This window comes from Rhizorhapis suberifaciens (assembly GCF_014200045.1).
In the GTDB taxonomy this organism is placed as follows: domain Bacteria; phylum Pseudomonadota; class Alphaproteobacteria; order Sphingomonadales; family Sphingomonadaceae; genus Rhizorhapis; species Rhizorhapis suberifaciens.
In genome coordinates this window covers 1-18,035 of sequence record NZ_JACHOV010000002.1, presented here as the reverse complement: position 1 = coordinate 18,035, position 18,035 = coordinate 1, and the positions used below count along the sequence as shown (strand labels likewise).

General features: G+C 60.4%; 14 protein-coding genes and 1 pseudogene. 6 read left to right on the top strand and 9 right to left on the bottom strand.

Annotated features, from left to right (window positions below):
- Positions 1-55: 55 nt before the first annotated feature.
- Both HNQ99_RS02310 and HNQ99_RS02305 read left to right on the top strand, forming a co-directional pair.
- Positions 56-1,234, top strand: coding sequence for an acyl-CoA dehydrogenase family protein (locus HNQ99_RS02310; protein ID WP_184474052.1), 1,179 nt, complete (start codon positions 56-58; stop codon positions 1,232-1,234).
- On the top strand, positions 1,231-2,304 hold the full coding sequence (locus tag HNQ99_RS02305; protein ID WP_184474051.1) for a phosphotransferase: 1,074 nt from the start codon (positions 1,231-1,233) through the stop codon (positions 2,302-2,304). Before HNQ99_RS02310 ends, HNQ99_RS02305 begins: the two co-directional genes overlap by 4 nt.
- A 407-nt stretch (positions 2,305-2,711) precedes the next feature.
- Here HNQ99_RS02305 and HNQ99_RS16740 read toward each other — a convergent pair.
- Together HNQ99_RS16740 and HNQ99_RS02290 are read right to left on the bottom strand one after the other, a co-directional pair.
- Positions 2,712-3,030 (bottom strand): annotated as a pseudogene (locus tag HNQ99_RS16740) (FAD-dependent oxidoreductase); the annotation flags it as partial.
- Positions 3,031-3,175: 145 nt separating this feature from the next.
- Entirely contained in the window at positions 3,176-4,954 is a 1,779-nt protein-coding gene (locus HNQ99_RS02290) for a flavin-containing monooxygenase (protein ID WP_184474049.1), read from the bottom strand.
- A gap of 421 nt (positions 4,955-5,375) precedes the next feature.
- Here HNQ99_RS02290 and HNQ99_RS02285 point away from each other — a divergent pair, with 421 nt between their 5' ends.
- The gene (locus tag HNQ99_RS02285) at positions 5,376-6,137 is read left to right on the top strand and encodes an SDR family NAD(P)-dependent oxidoreductase (protein WP_184474048.1); all 762 of its coding nucleotides are present in this window, start codon (positions 5,376-5,378) and stop codon (positions 6,135-6,137) included.
- A gap of 57 nt (positions 6,138-6,194) precedes the next feature.
- On the opposite strand, the gene HNQ99_RS02280 is transcribed toward HNQ99_RS02285, so the two are convergent.
- On the bottom strand, positions 6,195-7,001 hold the full coding sequence (locus HNQ99_RS02280; protein WP_184474047.1) for an IclR family transcriptional regulator domain-containing protein: 807 nt from the start codon (positions 6,999-7,001) through the stop codon (positions 6,195-6,197).
- Positions 7,002-7,037: 36 nt separating this feature from the next.
- Between HNQ99_RS02280 and HNQ99_RS02275 the strand changes: the two genes are divergently transcribed.
- From HNQ99_RS02275 to HNQ99_RS02265, 3 genes are all read left to right on the top strand, one after another.
- The gene (locus tag HNQ99_RS02275) at positions 7,038-8,075 is read left to right on the top strand and encodes a 3-carboxyethylcatechol 2,3-dioxygenase (protein ID WP_184474046.1); all 1,038 of its coding nucleotides are present in this window, start codon (positions 7,038-7,040) and stop codon (positions 8,073-8,075) included.
- Positions 8,076-8,109: 34 nt separating this feature from the next.
- On the top strand, positions 8,110-8,976 hold the full coding sequence (locus tag HNQ99_RS02270; protein WP_184474045.1) for an alpha/beta fold hydrolase: 867 nt from the start codon (positions 8,110-8,112) through the stop codon (positions 8,974-8,976).
- Between the two features lie 137 nt (positions 8,977-9,113).
- Entirely contained in the window at positions 9,114-9,521 is a 408-nt protein-coding gene (locus HNQ99_RS02265) for an FAD-dependent monooxygenase (RefSeq protein WP_246414370.1), read from the top strand.
- Between the two features lie 247 nt (positions 9,522-9,768).
- Here HNQ99_RS02265 and HNQ99_RS02260 read toward each other — a convergent pair whose 3' ends face one another.
- The 6 genes from HNQ99_RS02260 to HNQ99_RS02235 form a co-directional block, all read right to left on the bottom strand.
- Complete coding sequence (locus tag HNQ99_RS02260; protein WP_184474044.1) at positions 9,769-10,656, bottom strand: SDR family NAD(P)-dependent oxidoreductase; 888 nt, start codon at positions 10,654-10,656, stop codon at positions 9,769-9,771.
- Positions 10,657-10,745: 89 nt separating this feature from the next.
- Positions 10,746-12,014 (bottom strand): cytochrome P450, encoded by a 1,269-nt coding sequence (locus HNQ99_RS02255; protein WP_184474043.1) that lies wholly within the window; start codon positions 12,012-12,014, stop codon positions 10,746-10,748.
- A gap of 571 nt (positions 12,015-12,585) precedes the next feature.
- Positions 12,586-12,906 carry a 2Fe-2S iron-sulfur cluster-binding protein gene (locus tag HNQ99_RS02250; protein WP_184474042.1) on the bottom strand — a complete coding sequence of 107 codons (321 nt, stop codon included), beginning with the start codon at positions 12,904-12,906 and terminating at the stop codon, positions 12,586-12,588.
- Between the two features lie 19 nt (positions 12,907-12,925).
- Positions 12,926-14,185, bottom strand: coding sequence for a cytochrome P450 (locus tag HNQ99_RS02245; protein ID WP_184474041.1), 1,260 nt, complete (start codon positions 14,183-14,185; stop codon positions 12,926-12,928).
- Between the two features lie 332 nt (positions 14,186-14,517).
- Complete coding sequence (locus tag HNQ99_RS02240; protein WP_184474040.1) at positions 14,518-16,893, bottom strand: membrane-bound PQQ-dependent dehydrogenase, glucose/quinate/shikimate family; 2,376 nt, start codon at positions 16,891-16,893, stop codon at positions 14,518-14,520.
- 47 nt (positions 16,894-16,940) lie between these two features.
- Entirely contained in the window at positions 16,941-17,792 is an 852-nt protein-coding gene (locus HNQ99_RS02235) for a helix-turn-helix transcriptional regulator (RefSeq protein WP_184474039.1), read from the bottom strand.
- Between the last annotated feature and the right edge of the window lie 243 nt (positions 17,793-18,035).

Sequence of the window (18,035 nt, the reverse complement as noted above, 5' to 3'; positions counted from 1 at the left end):
TCGGCGGCGCGCAGGTTCGCGACCTGACCGAGGCCCACTACGAGGAGTGACCAAGATGCAAGCTGCCCATGCGAGCGATCGCGCCACGGCGATGGCGGCCAAGGTCGAGGCCTTTGTGCGCAGTGTAGTCGTGCCCTATGAACGCGATCCGCGCTGCGGCCCGCATGGCCCCTCAGAGGATCTCGTCCTCGAGTTGCGCGCAAAGGCCCGAGAAGCCGGAGTGCTGACGCCGCATATCCCAACCGATGGGACGCATATGAGCCAGCGCGAGACCGCCGTCGTGCTCAAGCCTTCTGGCCTGTCGCCACTCGGCCCGGTCGCCGTTAACACCATGGCTCCGGACGAGGGCAATATGTACCTGCTCGGCCGGGTCGGCACCGACGAACAGAAATCTCGGTTTCTTACGCCGCTGATCGCGGGCCAAGCCCGGTCCGCTTTTTTCATGACCGAGCCCGCCGAAGATGGTGGGGCAGGTTCGGATCCATCGATGATGCAGACCACAGCGGTGCTCGACGGCAATCATTGGGTGATCAACGGCCGCAAAGCCTTCATTACCGGTGCGCAAGGCGCGAGCGTGGGCATCATCATGGCAAAGTCGGGCGACGGCGCCTGCATGTTCCTCGTCGACCTTCCCGACCCGGCAATCCGGATCGATCGAATCCTCGACACGATCGACAGTTCGATGCCCGGCGGGCATTCGATCGTGACCATCGACAATCTGCGCGTGCCGGCCGACCAGATGCTGGGGCAGAGCGGCGAGGGCTTCAAATATGCCCAGGTCCGCCTCAGTCCGGCCCGCCTGTCGCATTGCATGCGCTGGTTCGGCAGCGCGACCCGCGCGCAGGAGATCGCATCGGACTATGCGTGCCGCCGCCATGCTTTCGGCAAGCCGCTCGTCGACCATGAGGGCGTTGGCTTCATGCTCGCCGAGAATATGATCGATCTAAAGCAATCCGAACTCATGATCGACTGGTGCGCCGATGTGCTCGACAGCGGATCGCTTGGCACGGTCGAAAGCTCAATGACGAAGGTCGCGGTCTCTGAGGCGCTGATGCGGGTCGCTGATCGCTGCGTGCAGGTAATGGGGGGCACGGGTGTCTCGGGCGACACCATCGTCGAACAGGTGTTCCGCGAGATCCGCGCCTTCCGCATTTACGACGGCCCGACCGAGGTCCACAAATGGTCGCTCGCCAAGAAGATCAAGCGCGACCATGGCAAGGCTCAAACGGCATGAGTGCGGTCGTCGATGCCAATGTCGGCACCACCGCCGTGCGTGAGGAGTTACGTTTCGACGAAGCCGCCCTCGACGCCTGGATGGTCGCCAATGTGAATGGTTATGCCGGACCGCTGACTATTGAGCAGTTTAAGGGCGGCCAATCCAACCCGACCTACAAACTCGTCACGCCGGGCATGAGCTATGTGCTGCGCCGCAAGCCGCCAGGGGAACTCCTAAAAGGCGCGCACGCGATCGAACGCGAAGCCAGGGTCCTCTCGGCGCTGGCGACTGTCGGCTTTCCGGTCGCGCGCATCTATGGCTTATGCACCGACGATTCCGTGATCGGAACCTGGTTCTATGTGATGGAAATGGTCGAGGGGCGCATCTTCTGGAATGCGACCTTGCCCGAGATCGATCTGGCGGACCGCCCGGCTTATTTCGACGCGATGAACGCGACGATCGCGCAGTTGCACCGCGTTGATCATGAGGCGATCGGCCTTGGCGACTATGGCCGTTCCGGCAATTACTTTGAGCGGCAGATAGCGCGATGGTCGCAGCAATACCGCGATGATCACGAGGCGGGCCGCGACCCTAACATGGACAAGGTCATCGAATGGCTTAGTAGCCATATCCCCGCGGGCGAAGATGTCTCGATCGTCCATGGCGATTTCCGCATCGACAATATGATTTTCCATCCGACCGAGCCGCGTGTGCTCGCCGTGTTGGACTGGGAACTGTCCACGCTCGGTCATCCGCTGGCGGACTTCGCCTATCACGCAATGATGTATCACATGCCGCCGCGTATCGTTGCGGGATTGGCGGGCGCCGATCTGGCCGCGCTGAATATCCCTCGGGAAGACGCCTATGTCGGTGCCTATTGTCAGCGGGTCGGTCGCGGCGGAATATCGGACTATTCCTTCTATCTCGCCTTCAACTTCTTCAGACTCGCGGCGATATTCCACGGGATCAAGGGCCGCGTTTTACGGGGAACAGCGTCATCAGCCCAGGCCGCGGAACGGGCCGAGGCCTTTCCCGAATTGGCGCGGATCGCATTGAAGCTGACTGGAATTAGACCTGAGTTTCCCTGATGAAGTGATAGGCATTGCCGCCTGTGATCGCACCAACACCCGCGCTGAGCTCGCCGCTGCAGGAGCAGTTTGGTGGCTGCAAACACTCGTGGTCAACGATCCTGACTGATTCGGACCGCCCAGTGGTGTCCGGTCTTGGAACGGGAAGTCTGAAAGGTTTGCCGAAGCGGGGCGTCGTCTGCCGACGCGTTGACAGTCCATCGATGCGGCGGATGAGGGCGCTCAAGCCACTGCCAAAGAAGGGACGTCAGCCCGCGATCACGAAGCTGGCTGCCGGCAACGGCGTCGCCTCTCTGGCGCATTCTGGCGGCGCGGATGAAGCTGATCCTTGATCGCAAGGACGAGGAAGCATTCGAGCATCTGGTGCCGCTCTCGCGTCAGGCCATCGCGGTCTTGCGGGCGATGCGCAGACTGCCGTAGCCGACGACCAGCCCGTCATTGCTGGTCACATTGTGTTTTGCGGCATCGACCGCGACAATCCGGCGGCCCAGTAGCATAACAATCCCCCGTTCATCCCAGAACGAAGGCGGTCGGATGAGGATGCGCTCAAACGTCTTTTGGCAAGTCGAGATAGTCCTTTGAGAGCGGCGGACGCTCATAGGGGAGTTCCGGCTCGTCGCCGATCATTGCGATCGTGCCAGCGAACCCGTTTTGCCGGAGCGCGATCGCCGCCTGCGCACCGCCCTGCCCAGCTCCAACGATCACGACGTCGTATCTGTGTACCATGCTACTCTCCGTCCCCGCCCGTCTCTACCTCGTCGGCTGAAGCGCGTGCCGGTTATGCTGACATGTCATCTGTCTGTCGGCGGGAGCGGGTGCCTGATCTCTGGGAAGCGAAGTCATCCCGTCGCTTCGCAGCGCTGTTGATCTTTCAACCATTCGCCTTCCTTCGGAACGTCTCGGAGATGTAGCCCGCCAGATCAGCCTTGATAAGCAAAGCGAGGCGTTGCGAACCAGGCCGCATCTGATTTATGCCGCCGCCATTGAACCACAAACCACGTTGCCCGGTCTGTCCCCACATGCTCGCCCATTCCCCTTCGGGATCGAGCCGCGCGATTTCCCCGACACGATCGCCTATGTCCTGACCGAACACACTCGCCACTTCCGACTTGCGGCTTTGATAGCCGGTGGCGAGGACGATGATGTCGCCCTGGACGATGGAGCCGTCATCGAGCTCCACGCCTGCGGGTACGAACTCGACAATCCGCTTGAACTGCTCGATTTTGATCTTCCCTGCGGCAATGAGCTCCGAGGTGCCTGTGTTCAGGTAATAGCCGCCACCCGTCCGTAAGAAGAGATCCAGCCAGCCCTGGCCATCAACGCCATCACCCAACTCGAGTCCGGCAGCCTTCAGCCCATCAAGCAACTCGCGATCAATATCTTGCGCCATTGTGTGATAGGCCCGACTGGCGCTTTCGCGGAGCGGATTGATGAGGCCGATGCCGTAGCGAAGATCGACAAGCTCCGTCGGGATCGCCGGGTCTAGATATCCGGCATAGGCGAGATTGGCCGTATCAACATTGTTCACGACGACAGGGCCGCGCTGGAACATTGTGACCTCGACGCCGCCGTCATGCAGGTTACGGGCGATATCGTGTGCGCTCGTAGCCACGCCGATGATGATCGCCTTCTTGATCCCGTAGTCCGCCGCGCCGGTGTATTGAGACGAGTGCATAACCTTCCCGGCGAACGCCTCGATACCGTCCCAGGTCGGAACGAATGGCTTGCCGCCGATGCCACCGGTCGCCCAGACGATGTGGCGGGGATGCAACTCGCGTTCCGTTCCGTCGGACGACCGCACCACCGCATCCCAGCGGTCTGCACTCGCGTCGTACGTGGCGCTTACAAATTCTGTCCCGGTCCACACGGTCAGGTCCATGTAGCGGGCGTAGATGTCGAGCCAATCCCCGATCAGGTCTTTCGGCAAATACTGGGGATAGTGTGGCGGGAAGGGCAGGAACGGAAAGCCGTTCATCTCGATGGGATTGTGCAGGTAAAGAGCATCGTAGCGCTTGTTCCAACTGTCGCCCACATGATCGTACCGGTCGATATTGAGTACGTCCACGCCTAGCCGCCGCAAGCACGCTGCGGTAGTCAGCCCCGCCTGTCCGGCGCCGACGACGACGACCTCCGGTTCCCTGTCCAGATATTGCCGGGCGGCGTCACGGTGCTGCTTCCAGGTCTGGCCTGGATGCGCGGATACATAGCCACGTCCAGCGGGATGACGCGCCAGGGGCTCCGTACCATGAAGATCTTCCAAACGCGTGAAGATCGCGCGGGCTCTCAATCTTGAAGACGCACCGTCGCGAACCGCATTCAGCACCAGAACGCCCTTGCCGAATTTTGTGTCGAAGTCGAAGAAGGCTTCAAAAATCTCGTTGCCTCCGTGGTCCTGCAGGTTGGGCGCGGGCCAATCGCTCGAGATACGGAAGCGATGCGGCTGAATCTCGCCAGCCAGACCGACCAAGGTCGAGACGACGACATCTCGCCCATGGAACTGCCGATAATCCCAGGTTAGAGCGCCATTGTCCCGGAAATAGGCGGGGTCGCTGAACAGATCCTTCAACTTGGCAGCATCTCGTGAACCGATTGCGTCATCGAATGCCGAAACCCACTCGACCGCTTCGGTCTCGACTTGAAGATCATTCATGAACGCATCCTATTCCTGACTCGACACCGGGGCGCTTCGGACATGATGAGGCCAAGCGGCCTCCAGGGGAGGCCCGGCCGCAGGCTCAGCGCGACGTGCTTTGTTGCGGCGTAAATGCTGCTTATTGCCTTCGCAATCACGAATGATTGGATCGTTCGCTGCGTGAACATTACTGGTCAGCCACTGCGACCTACAGCAAACGCCGCCACTTTTGGTGCCATTGAGTTCGCCAGGCAAATCGTTGATCGGACAGCTTGCGCAAACTGGCAACGGCAGTTCGCCCGGAGAACAGATTAGGAATACTCGTTGCCCTGTGCACGACGGCGCCTGTAATAGCTGCGCTATGTGCCAGCGGGACTGCGCCCATTGGCCTGGGACAAATCCATCGCACGAGCCGCGACGAATGAGGGAAAAAGACTCCATGGACAATATCACGTACCCAAGCCTTCGCGGAAAAGTCGGTTGGGTTTCGGGCGGCTCAAGCGGCATCGGACGGGCGATCGCCCTGTCGCTTGCTGCCAGCGGCGTGAAAGTGCTGATTGCCGATGTCGATGAGGACGCAGCGGCTCAGGCTATCGCGAATATAAAGAGTTGCGACGGCGAGGCCGCGTTTTGCCGGGTCGACGTGTTAGACGACCTGTCTGCGAGGTCGAGCCTGGGTGCTGCGGTCGATCGATTTGGCAGGCTCGACATCGTCGTGAACTCCGCGGGAAAGACCTCCACGGATGAATATGACGATTTCGAACGTAACGTCGATATGTTCCTGCTCGGCACCTGGCGCGTGATGCGGGCCGCGCTGCCTCTATTGCAGAAATTTGGCGGCGGATCGTTGATCAATATCGCGTCGATCGCGGGCGTAACCGGATCGATCGGCCCCGCCGGCTATGGTCCGGCAAAGCACGGCGTCGTCGGCGCGACGAAGGACGCTGCGCTCAAGCACGCGAAGGACGGAATTCGGGTCAACGTGGTATGTCCTGGATACATCGAAACGCCAATGACCGCGAAATTCGCGCCGACACCGGCCGAAAGTGACGCGCTCATCAACGGTACACTGCGCGTCCCGATGGGTCGTTGGGGCCGTCCGGAAGAAATCGCCGCGGTCGTCGCTTTCCTTGCGTCCGAACAGGCTTCCTTTATCACCGGGCAGGCCATCATTGTGGATGGAGGGCTCACCGCACGCTGATGTCGGGGAGCGACTGCTAATTTCATTTCTGCATTTGATCCATCGAGGTGTTGCCAGCTACGATGCGCTCTTCCTCTCCGCGAAGTCTTGCAGCGACTGTTCAATCTTCGAAACGCATTCTTGTAGCTTAGGCAGGTAGCGCTGTGCCGCCTGTTCGGTGGTCATCACACTGCGGAAGAAGATGATGTTGACAGCACCGGCGACACGGCCGTGAGGCGCCATCACGGGAAGTGCGATCGCGCTGATCTTGCTTTCCGTCTGTCCCGCCGAGCTTGCATAGCCGCGCGCGCGTACCGCTTCACTCAGACGCCGGACAGTTTCGCGATCTCGCACGTCGTCCGCCGCCGGTCCGCCCAGCGCCTCAATGATTGCAAGGGAAGCTTCGAACTCCTCTTGGGTCATAGCGGCCAGGATTGCCAATCCTAGTGCCGAGCGGGTCAAATGACGCTCTTTGCCGACCATTGCGCGGTGGATCGACATCGGGCTGATCTTGTGGGTCGAGATGCGGATCAGGACCTTACCGCTTTCAAAGCTGGCGAAATCGCACGGCCACAGGATGTCCTTGCTCAGGTCGAAAAGTGGCGGCCAGGCGAACTGTGTGACGACGTCGTCGTCCTTCAGGGCATCAGCAAGATACGCAAACTTTGGAGTGAGCCCGATCGCGCCGTCATCATCGCGGCGCGACACATAACCGAGTTGAGACAGCGTCTTGACCAGCCGATACGCTGAAGAGCGTTCGATGCCGGCCCTTTCGCTTAGTTCGCCCATCTTGATCGGACCGAGCTCGCTGAGCACCTCTATGATCTGCAGGCCTCGTACAAGCGATCGTACATCCTTGTAGGGGCTTCGCTCCACTTCACTCATCGGGACCCTCTGTTCACTTGGGGAACAGTTCTGGAAATGATGTTGCAAGCCGTCAAGCGTTTATCGATGGTTTCCTCCAACAACCGCACGGATCAGGCACACGGTGCGGAAAGGCTAAAGGACAATTGCATGATCGTCGGCGCCATGTGCCTTTCGCACAGTCCGTTGAAAGACCAAAATCGGCCGGATACTGCAGTTGAGGCCAAATTTGATGCCGCGGTATCGAAAGCTGCGAAACTGGTCGCCGAGCAGCAGCCCGACATTACCGTCATATTCTATCCCGATCATATAAATGGCTTTTTCTATGGTCTTCTCCCGTCTTTCTGCATTGCGATGGAGGCTACGTCGATCGGAGACTATGGCACCGCGGCCGGCAAGCTGAATGTCCCCGAAGCGCGAGCAGCCGATCTCGCGCGCTCGGCGCTCAATTCCGGAGTTGATGCCGCGATCTCTTACAACATGCAGGTGGACCACGGCGCCATGCAGCCCATCGAGTGGCTGTCAGCTCATTATCCGCTGTCCCGCGTCATACCGATCTTTGTCAACTGCGCCGCCCCGCCCCTGCCTACGTTCGACCGTGCACGTGCTCTGGGAAGGACGGTGGGCACTTGGGCGCGCGCCGTACCCGAGCGTGTGCTGATCGTCGGCTCGGGCGGACTATCGCACGACCCACCGATGGCCGATCTCGCAACAGCGCCCCCTGAGATGCGTCACCGTCTAATATCGGGCGCGCCGCTCGATCATTCCGCGCGGTTTGCGCGCCAAAGCCGTGCCCGGAGTGAGGGCAATAGCATGGCCGCCGGGATATCGACGCTGTTACGCGCGAACCCCGAGTGGGACAGAATGCTGCTCAACGCGTTCGCGTCGGGCGACTTGTCCGTGCTCGACGATTGGTCCGATGTCGCGATCAGCCAGACCGGTGGGCGCGGCGGACATGAGGCGCGCACTTGGATCGCCGCCCTGTCTGCTCTCGGCAACAGCTATTTCTCGACCGAACTATATTATGCGGCGATCGACGAATGGATCACCGGAATGGGCATTCTCTGGAGTACTCCGACCCAAATGCCTGAGTAAACCGCACCCACTGACATCATTTTGAGAGAGGCATATGTCTGAGTTTTACAATTCAATTTGGTCAGACCTGAGCAAGGCTTCCTTCGCGCAAGGCTATATCGACGCCGACGGGATCAGAACGCGGTTCATATCGTCCGGTTCGACTGAGAAGCCGCTCCTCATCCTGCTTCATGGCACCGGCGGACACGCAGAAGCTTACAGCCGAAACTTCGCGGCACATGGCGAATTTTTCTGGACGGTCGCGATTGATCTGATTGGGCATGGCTGGACCGACAAGCCCGAGAGCGGATATGAGATCCCAGACTATGGCAGACACGCGCTGGCGGTGCTGAAGGCGCTCGGCCGCGACAAGGCGCATTTCTCAGGAGAATCGCTTGGCGGTTGGGTCGCGGCCTGGATCGCCTTGCATCATCCTGAAAAAGTCGATCGGCTGGTGCTGAACACTTCAGGGGGATGGACTGCGCATCCCGAAGTGATGGAGCGCATCAAGCGCCTGTCGATGGAGGCCACCCGAGATCCGACGCCTGAGCGTATCCGTAGTCGGCTTGAGTTCTTGATGCATGACACATCCAAGGTGAACGACGACCTCGTCGAGACCAGGCGCGCGATCTACGCCCAGCCCGGCTTCCCTGAAGTGATGGAGAAGGTGTTGTGCATGCAGGAGATGGATATCCGGCGGCGCAACATGTTCTCGGATGACGAGACGAGGCGAATCGCATCCCCTACCCTCGTTCTGTGGACGTCGCACGACCCAACGGCGTCTCCCGAGGAGGGCAAGCGGATTGCGGACCTATTGCCTGACTCTCGCTACGAGGTAATGAACGGGTGCGGTCACTGGCCGCAATTCGAGGATGCCGATCGGTTCAATGCCATTCACATCGACTTCCTTCTTGGCAGGTGACGGAATTGAGCGTCCGCGATCATTTTCGTTCTGCAAAACCGCCCGTGTCGCATTCAAGTGGAGCCGGGAGCCCTTGTGTGTGTCATATCCGCTCCAGGTTGATGCTCTCCTCGACGGTAAGCCCTAGGAAATAAAAGATGATGTCAGGAGATCACGAGGGCCCCATAGACGTCGATGTCGCAATTGTCGGCGCTGGACCGGTCGGCCTCACCATCGCGAACTATCTCGGGAGCATGGGGGTCAAGACCCTGATCCTCGAACAGCGCGAAAAATTGATCGACTATCCGCGCGGCGTCGGAATGGACGACGAGTGTTTGCGCAGCTTCCAGTCGATCGGACTTGGCGACGCGGTCGCGGCGCACACGACCCCGGGCCAGAAAATGCGGTTCCTCACTGCGACTGGCAAGACGTTCGCGCTGATCGCGGCACCGGTACAGCCTCTTGAGCTAATGCTGGCGCGGCAAGTGCTATGCCCAACGAAACGAGCGATCCCCCAAGGTACCGCGATTTGTTCAGTTCGATCATTTTTCCTCCCCAGGAATTAAGGATGCGTCTGTGTTCAGACCGCGATTGTATTTAGAGAGAGGCGTGTGGCGTGATACTCATCGATCGCGGAACACGCCTCGGCGGAAAGGCGGCGTACAAAGTCTTGACGCCTTCGCATTCTCTCCGCGTAGATATCGCGTGCCCGTGTCGCAACTGAAATGATAGATTTGTTCTCAGTACGAACACTTTCGCGCGAGGCTTCGAGTTTTGGAGAGCAGCCCAGCCCCCGCCCCCCCCCCCCGCGCGTTATCCCGGAATATATCCATCGAGCAGCGCGTTGGTGCGGGTCTCTATCCCCTCCCGGGGCGCGGGATGGGTCATGCAGTAAAGGCGGTTGGCTTTGATCGCAGCAACAACCATCGGGCCGACTTCGGATGGCTCGATACCCCGCGTCACGTCACCTGCCCCGATCAGATTGACTGCACCGCCAGCCGACGACGAGGGATCACCTTTCGGCGCTTCGCCACGTTCCTCGGCGTAACTTACGTACGAGCGAAGTTCGGCGTCGCGTGCCTGTTCCTCGGCGGAGCGCAACCGGCCGCTCTTCGATACGTTGGTGAGGATATGGCCTGGATACAGGATCGTGACTCCAATGTTGTCGGCCTCGAGTTCCTCGCGAATGATCTCCGACAACCCGTCGACCGCGAATTTCGTCATCGTGTACGTCGCGTTGCCGGGGACCTTCAATAGTGTGGAGATCGACGATGTATTGACGATGTGTTTTTCGCCGGGGATAGCCCGCATGCGCGGCACGAAGACTTCGATCCCATGGATTACGCCCCAGATGTTGACGCCGACCATCCACTCGAAGTCGGCATGGCTCGTGTCCCAAATGGCTCGGAATGGGCGGAATGCCACGCCGGCATTGTTCACCAGAATGTGAATGTCGCCGAAGGCCTGGTAGGCAGCATCGGCAAGCGCCTCGACGTCGGCCAGTTTGGCAACGTCCGTTCGAACTCCGATCGCTCGGCCCCCCGCCGCAATGATTTCCGCTGCCACGGCCTCGGCGTTATGCAACTCGATATCCGCGACCGCCACGGCGACGCCGGCGCTCGCGAGTGAATGAGCGATCGCCCTGCCGATACCGCTTCCCGCTCCGGTGACGACTGCGGCCTTTCCGTTAAGCTCTTTCATTTCTACGTTTCCAATCTTCTGTCGCCTGAAGCCAGTCGTGCGCCGCCGACCCCCAAACCCGAGGATCGACGATCCGAGCGCGCAGCGTTTTACAATGCCTTCGCCTCGGCCGTTTGCGGGGTAAACAGTACGGGCATGTATTTGAGCCCACTGCCGTTGGTGGACCCAAGCCAACTTCCCGGGCCATCGAGGTCGATATCCGGAAGGCGGGTAAGAATTTCGTCAAGCAGCAGCTTCATTTCCAACCGAGCCAAATTGCGGCCCAGGCAGAAATGGTCGCCCTTCGAAGTACCGAAGGTAAGATGGGGGTTGGGGGCCCGCTTGATGTCGAAGCTTTGCGGGTTCTCGAATACCGTCTCGTCACGATTGGCCGATACGAGCCATGCGACCACCCAATCACCCTCCTTCAGCTGCTTCCCTCCGAACTCGATGTCTTTCGCGACAACGCGGAACCGATGCTTCGCAGGGCAACCATAGCGCAAACCCTCCTCGACGGCCTTGTCGAGAAGCGAGCGATCGGCGAGAAGCAACTCGAATTGCTCGCGATTCTCCAATAGTGCCTGCATGGTAAGAGAGAAGCCATTCCGCGTGGTATCCAGCCCGGCCGCCACCATCGTCCAGCACCACCAGCCGACATCGCGATCGTCCCATGGCGTCCCGTCGGTCGCCATGTTCGCGATCAGCGTGGTCAAATCGTCCTTCGGATCCGACCGGCGCTGTAGGGCGAGATCGAGAAGATAGTCGAACATCTCCTTTTGCGCATGAAGCCGGCTTTCGCTCGCCGTCATCCCCTTCACGCGGTGATCGGGATCCTGCGACCCGAGGAAGACGGAGGTATATCGACGCATCCGGCCCATGTCCTCGGGAGGCACGCCCATGAGCTTGCAGACGAAGCGAGAAGGAAGCTCGGCCGACACATCCTCCACTAGGTCGCATTTTCCGCGTGGCAGAACCTCGTCGATAATTTCGCGGCAAAGCTCACGGACCCCTGTCGTCAGCTTGGCGACGACCGGCGTGGTGAAGTGACGGTTGAACGGCCGCCGATACTGCATATGCCGGGGTGCATCCGTATAGGTCGGAAGGGAATTGTAGCCAGCGGCGTACTGATCAACCTTAAAAACTTCCTCGGGATCAGGGGGCAGATGGCCGCCGAGACGCGAGCTGAACGTATCAACGTCGTGTAGAACCTGCGTTACATCGGCATGGCGGGTGATCGACCAGAATGGCCTGCCGTAAACGCCGTCTGTCCAATGGACAGGATCTTCCTTGCGCAAAATCTCGAAGTCTGCATGGAAATCGCGGCCCGCGAAATAGGCGGACGTCGTGATATTGCGGTCGATTTCTTTGTAATCAGTCATGCGCGCGCCATGCGCCTCCCTTTGAATGCCTCTCCCTTCAATTAGACATATCCGTGACCGATACGCTCACGGAGACTGTCGAAAACATCAGATTTTTGTCGAAATCTCCCCTGGCACACCGGTCATCGACCCTCGAGGAGCAGGTCGAGAGCAGTTTTGGCATTATATCCAACGGGCGCTTCCGTAAGCAGCCGAGACGCGAGCGCAAGCCGATACGGGAATGAGTGGTCGGCGAGTTCGTGACCTATGAATGCGCCGGTCACCTTGATTGCCGATGCCTGCCAGCACCGAGAACGCGGATAGTGGAAGCGGGAGAGAGCCATGAGCCGAATTTCCAGGATAGATTTCGCTGGGTGGGATCCTCATCTGCGTTGCATGATCTAGACCGACCGGATGCCTGAGATCGCCCGTGGGTTGCTTGACGTGTGCCGGGCGCAGCACGCCCGATCCCGGCAAAGCTTGCTCGCGAGATGAAAAACTCAGCAGCGAAGGTTTGGCACGTCCGTGATGCGTCGCGTGCAAGAACCCATTGGCGCCGCGCTGTCCCGCCACCACAGCTATGTCGCCGATTTCAGAGGTTCGACTGAGGTATACCAATGACGATGCCGTCCAATGGCAGATCAATCATGATTTGGCAGCTCAGGCGGCTGTTGGGCCGAAACTCCTCGACCATTTGCAGTAGTTCGCTCTCAGCGAAATCAGGCGGCGCGAGCCTGTCGGTCCAGCCATCCTCGACATGGACATGACAGGTCGCACAGGTCAACGCACCGCCGCATTCAGCCTCTATGCCCGCCAGTCCGTTCTCGACGGCAGCACGCATCACGCTGTTGCCGGCGGAGGCATCGACTGTCCGCACTTCACCGTTCGGATAACGAAATTTCACTTGCGGCACTTCACGCCTCTTTCAAAATTCAAGCCGCCAGCGAGCGCTTCTGGGTAAAGCGTACGGGCAACTTCGTGAGTGAGCTAGTGTTGTCGGATACCAGCCAGGAAACTTCGCCCGCCAGTTCCAGATCGGGCATGTGCTGGACGACCGCCGATAGCATGAGCTGCATCTCCATGCGAGTGAGATGACGACCGAGACAATTATGGGTGCCGATGCTGAAGCCCAGATGGGGGTTGGGAGAACGCGTGATGTCCAGCTTGTTCGGGTTCTCGAAAATGGTTTCGTCGCGATTGGCCGAAGCCAGCCACGGCACCACCCAGTCCCCCTTGCGAATCAGCTTGCCGTGCAACTCATAGTCTCGGGTGGCGACCCTGAACTTATGCTTCGACGGACTTACCCAGCGCACGACTTCTTCCGCTGCTTGCGGGGCAAGCGAGGATTCCGAGCGTAGCAGGGCGGCTTGCTCGGGATTCTCGATGAGCCCAAGGAAGCCCACGGACAAAGCACCGCGCGTGGTTTCCAAACCGGCCACAACCAGCGAAAAACACCACCAGCCGACGTCGCGTTCGCTCATGCGTTCGCCATTGGCCAACACCATATTGCTGACCAGGCTGGTAAAATCGTCAGTGGGCTTGGCGCGCCGCTGCATGGCAAGATCGAACATATAGTCGAACAGCGCCTTGATCATCGTGCGCTGAGTTTTCACCCTGTCTCCGTCGATCTGGTTCTCCGGATCCTGCGCGCCCATAAAGGCGGTGCAATAATAGCGTACCTTGTCCCAGTCTTCGCGTGGGATACCCATCATCTCACACACGACTAGCGCTGGCAGCGGGCCGGCAATGTCGTCAACCAAGTCGCACTCTCCCCTCGGCAATACGTCCGAGAGGAGCTGGTCGACAATGCTCTGCACTGCATTGCGCAAGCGTGCGATGGCCGGCACCGAGAAATGCTTGTTGAAGGGTTGCCGCAGTGGCAGGTGGCGCGGCGGATCGAGGAAGGTCGCCATGCTATCGAAACCCAGCGCCTCGCGCTGCTCCGGCGTCGGCTCTTCGGCCGTCAGCGGCATGATGCCGCCATATTCGGAACTGAAGGCGTGGGGATCTTCGAGCACCGTTACGCAATCGGCGTAGCGGGTGATCGACCAGAAGGGCTTAACCCCGTTGCAGCCGTTCGTCCAGTGAACCGGGTCCTCGCTCCGCAGGCGGCGGAAGTCTTCGTAGAACTTGCCCGTCGTGAAATATGCAGAGGTTGTCAGGTTATCGTCGAGCTCTTGCCACTGCGCCATCGCGCACTCTCCTCTTATCGGGTCTCGCGGGTTCACACACCTGCCACCCTGTGAGTAATGCCAAACATGCCTATCAGTGTCAAGTTGACATCACATGCCAAATTCCTGTGGTTTGCGTCTCGGAAGGGCATCCAATCGACGCCTGAGTCAGCCTTGGAACCAAGGTCAGGCATGAAACCGATGGTTCAGAGAAACCCTCGGTCTTGTGATACTTCCCTGCCGCGACCAGTGCTTATAATCGTAGCGCTGCTTGTGACCGGAGGTAGACACTGCCACCAATGTGAAGGGGCATCCACTCGAACAGCGCCATGAACTTCTTCATCGCTCGTCTCCTATCGACTGGTCGGCAGCGCATACGCCATGACATAATCGCCGGTCTTGCTGCGCAGAGTGTCGTTTCCGCCGGCCGCAATCACGACGAACTGGCGGCCGCTCCCGGAGAGGTAGGTCATCGGCGTCGCCTGGCCACCGGCGGGTAGCCGCCTCTGCCACAATAAGCGGCCGGTTCGTGTCTCCAACGCGCGTAGATAGCGGTCCTGCGTCGCGCCGATGATCGTCAGTCCGCTACGCGTGATGAGCGAGCCGCCGGTATTCGGGACACCCATGGTGAAGGGCAGATGTGATTCGAGGCCAAGCGGTCCGCTATCATGTGCAGAGCCAAACGGATGACTCCACAACAGCTTGCGCGTTTTCATGTCGATGCCCGAAATCATCCCATAGGGTGGTTGATTGCACGGCACGTTGAGCGGCGACATGAAGGGCACGATGCGGACCGCGAAGGGGGTGCCGGCTTGTGCGGACGTACCGCCCACGTCGCCGTGGACGTTAGTCGCGATAGGCTTGATACCCAGCGCGTCGGCCTCCACGCGAGGGATCAGGGTAGCGCGCATAGCGACGCGGTTGGAATTGCCGATCAGGATATCGCGATCCTTGTCGATCGAGATGCCGCCCCAGTCGCTACCGCCGACATAGCCGGGGAAGATAATGGTTGGCCTGCTCACGGTCGCTGGGGTCATGGTGCCGTTGTAGTTCGACCTGCGGAATGCCAGCCGGCACCACGCCTGGTCGATCGGCGTCAGACCCCACATCATTGCTTCGGTCAGCGTCGGGCCGCCGAAGCTGGGCATACCGATCGAGAAGGGCTGAGTGGGAGCCGCGCGCTCGCCCGGCACGTCCGAGCGCGGCACCTGACGCTCCTGGACCGGCGTCAGAGGTTTGCCGGTGCGACGGTCGAGCACGAAAATCTCGCCACGCTTGGTCGGCTGGATCAGAGCTGGCACCCGGCCGCTGCCGACCGGCAGGTCGTAGAGCGTCGGCTGCGAAGCGACGTCGTAATCCCACAGATCGTGATGCGTGGTCTGGAACGACCAGCGCACCGCCCCGGTCTCAGCGTCAAGCGCGACCACCGAACTCGAATATTTGTCGTCAAACGGCCGCCGCTTGCCGCCGTACCAGTCGGGCACGGCGTTGCCCATCGGGAGAAATACGAGACCCAGCCCCTCGTCTGCGCTGATCGGCGCCCAACTGTTGGGCGTATCGGCCGTGTAGCTCGTACCAGGCTCAGGTCGGCCATGCTGGTCCGGCCGGCCGACGTCGAACGCCCAGGCGAACTGGCCGGTGACTGCGTCATACGCGCGTATCACACCCGAGGGCTCGCCGAGATGCTGGTTGTCGGATACCCAGCCGCCGAAAACGATCTTGCCGCGGATGATCTGCGGCGCGGAAGTGACGTAGTAATAACCTTTGTCGACTCTGCCCATGCCGTCGCGCAAATCGACCGCGCCGGACTGACCAAAGGCCGGGCAGGAACGCCCTGTCTGTGCGTCGATGGCGAGCAATCGCGCGTCGATCGTCGCAGTATAGATGCGTTCGGCACAAACGCCGGCGACCGCGTTGGGCACGCGGTAGTAGGCGACACCGCGGCACGCCGAGAAGCCGACGCGCTTCTCGTCGCTGCGGGCCTGGAAGCGCCAGCGGACCTTGCCAGTCTCCGCCTCGAGCGCGACCACGTCGTTGGCGGGCGTGCAGAGGAAGAGGAGATCGCCGATCTTGAGCGGAGTCGCCTCGAACGGTGCAGGCCGACCCTTCTGCTTGAACCCGGTTCGATAGGTCCAGGCAACCTCCAATCTACCGACGTTGCCCGGTGTGATCTGGGTCAGCGGCGAAAAGCGCGTCCCCGCTGCATCACGTCCCCAAACCGGCCAATCGCCGTCCTCGGCAGAGCCGCTCGCCGGGAAAGCCGCAGCCGGAGTCGCCGAGACGCGGCCGTAGGAAAAGGCAAGCCCCGCCGCCAACGGCAGTGCGACTAGGACGACGACGGCGGCGCCCATCGCCGCACGGCCGATCCGCCGATCCGGCGAGCGTGGCAAGCGAGTGTAGGCGAAAGGAGTGAGGAGCCATAATGCCAGCACGCTTGGCCCGATCAGCCGCGGTGCCAGCGCCCAGCCATCGAATCCCGCCTCCCAAAGCGCCCAGCCGTAGGTGCCCGCGAGCATCAGCCAATACAGCCATGCCCCCCGCCGATCGTCGCGCCACAGCAGCACTCCAGCGGCGAACGTCAATGCGCCTGCTATGATGTAGTAGGGTGAGCCGCCGACGGCGAGTAGCCGTCCGCCCAGCCATACTAGCATCGCGCCGACCACCACCAGCAGCAATGCGTAGGCGCGTTGTGCAATCACCGTGCCTCGCCCGGATTCTCGAAGTGCCATCACGCCTCCTCCAGCCTCGGAACGAGAGCTGCGTCTTGTCCAGCCCGTCACTGCCGCGTGCGAAAACGGAAGCCGCTGGGAGTTTCGCCTTGAAGCTTGCGAAATGCGGAGGAGAAGGTGCTGGATACAGCGAAGCCCAGCCGGAAGCTGATTTCCTTCAGCGGAAGATCGGTCTCGGACAACAGCGCCTTGGCTTTGGTGAGCCGAACCCTTTCGACATAGTCGTGGATGGTGTGACCGGTCGAATTCTTAAACGCTCGACGCAGGTGAGCGGGGCTAACATCGCAGCTCGCGGCGATCTCCTCGATCGTCGGGCAGCGCTGAATAGTCGCTTCGATGAATTCCATCACGCGGTTCAGGTGCGACGGCTGAAGCTTGCCATCGCGGGTGCGTACTCGCAGTTGCTCGTCCGGCTGGCTGAAATGGCGCGCGATCTCGACCGCTACCGCCGAGGCAAGCGATTCGATCAGCAGCGTGCTTGCTAGCCCAGGCGCCGCCACCTCGTTGCCCATCCATTGAATAGCCTGGTCGATACGGCTGTTCCGGACGTCGCAGCAGCGTGTGAGGTTGCCACTATCCCACTCACCGGGAATGTTCGCCATGGCGGAAAACCAGTCGCGGTCGAAGCGACATGTGATCGTCTGGACATACTCGTCGTTCGCGGCCGCGTTCGTGCAGAAGGGCACATGCGCGGGAAAGAACATCAGTCGGCCGAAAGGCTGTTCCGAATTGTCCACCATAGCAGACACGCCGAGCTGCGTTGGGTTGCTTCGGCGGCGCAGCAGATGATGCGGCTCCTCCTCCACAATCTCCGCGCCCCGATGCCAACGATAATCGATCATCTGGACGCAGACGCCGGGAAGGTCGATCCGGGAATTAATTTTGCCTTGCAACGACATGCCACCCCCTCCGACCGGCCCACATACTGGGCACTGGCTCATCGACAGCACTTGGCGTCGATACGCGGAAGGGACGTCTGCCGCGCCCTGCCCGCCCTAGAGTGGTGCACTGCGTTAGATTTGGCGCGTCATGTCCACCACTGCGCCTTTAGAGCAACGAGCCATTAATCTGCAACATACCCAGCGTGTTTGAGATAATTCCAGCATTCGTCTGAGGAGTAGAGTTCGCAGATTGAGCCGACA

Bases quoted from the DNA above. Each gene is read 5' to 3' on its own strand.
- HNQ99_RS02240 (WP_184474040.1), bottom strand. From the start codon at position 16,893: ATGGCACTTCGAGAATCCGGGCGAGGCACGGTGATTGCACAACGCGCC.
- HNQ99_RS02235 (WP_184474039.1), bottom strand. From the start codon at position 17,792: ATGTCGTTGCAAGGCAAAATTAATTCCCGGATCGACCTTCCCGGCGTC.
- HNQ99_RS02260 (WP_184474044.1), bottom strand. From the start codon at position 10,656: ATGAAAGAGCTTAACGGAAAGGCCGCAGTCGTCACCGGAGCGGGAAGC.
- HNQ99_RS02280 (WP_184474047.1), bottom strand. From the start codon at position 7,001: ATGAGTGAAGTGGAGCGAAGCCCCTACAAGGATGTACGATCGCTTGTA.
- HNQ99_RS02270 (WP_184474045.1), top strand. From the start codon at position 8,110: ATGTCTGAGTTTTACAATTCAATTTGGTCAGACCTGAGCAAGGCTTCC.
- HNQ99_RS02290 (WP_184474049.1), bottom strand. From the start codon at position 4,954: ATGAATGATCTTCAAGTCGAGACCGAAGCGGTCGAGTGGGTTTCGGCA.
- HNQ99_RS02275 (WP_184474046.1), top strand. From the start codon at position 7,038: ATGATGTTGCAAGCCGTCAAGCGTTTATCGATGGTTTCCTCCAACAAC.
- HNQ99_RS02245 (WP_184474041.1), bottom strand. From the start codon at position 14,185: ATGGCGCAGTGGCAAGAGCTCGACGATAACCTGACAACCTCTGCATAT.
- HNQ99_RS02310 (WP_184474052.1), top strand. From the start codon at position 56: ATGCAAGCTGCCCATGCGAGCGATCGCGCCACGGCGATGGCGGCCAAG.
- HNQ99_RS02255 (WP_184474043.1), bottom strand. From the start codon at position 12,014: ATGACTGATTACAAAGAAATCGACCGCAATATCACGACGTCCGCCTAT.
- HNQ99_RS02305 (WP_184474051.1), top strand. From the start codon at position 1,231: ATGAGTGCGGTCGTCGATGCCAATGTCGGCACCACCGCCGTGCGTGAG.
- HNQ99_RS02265 (WP_246414370.1), top strand. From the start codon at position 9,114: ATGATGTCAGGAGATCACGAGGGCCCCATAGACGTCGATGTCGCAATT.
- HNQ99_RS02285 (WP_184474048.1), top strand. From the start codon at position 5,376: ATGGACAATATCACGTACCCAAGCCTTCGCGGAAAAGTCGGTTGGGTT.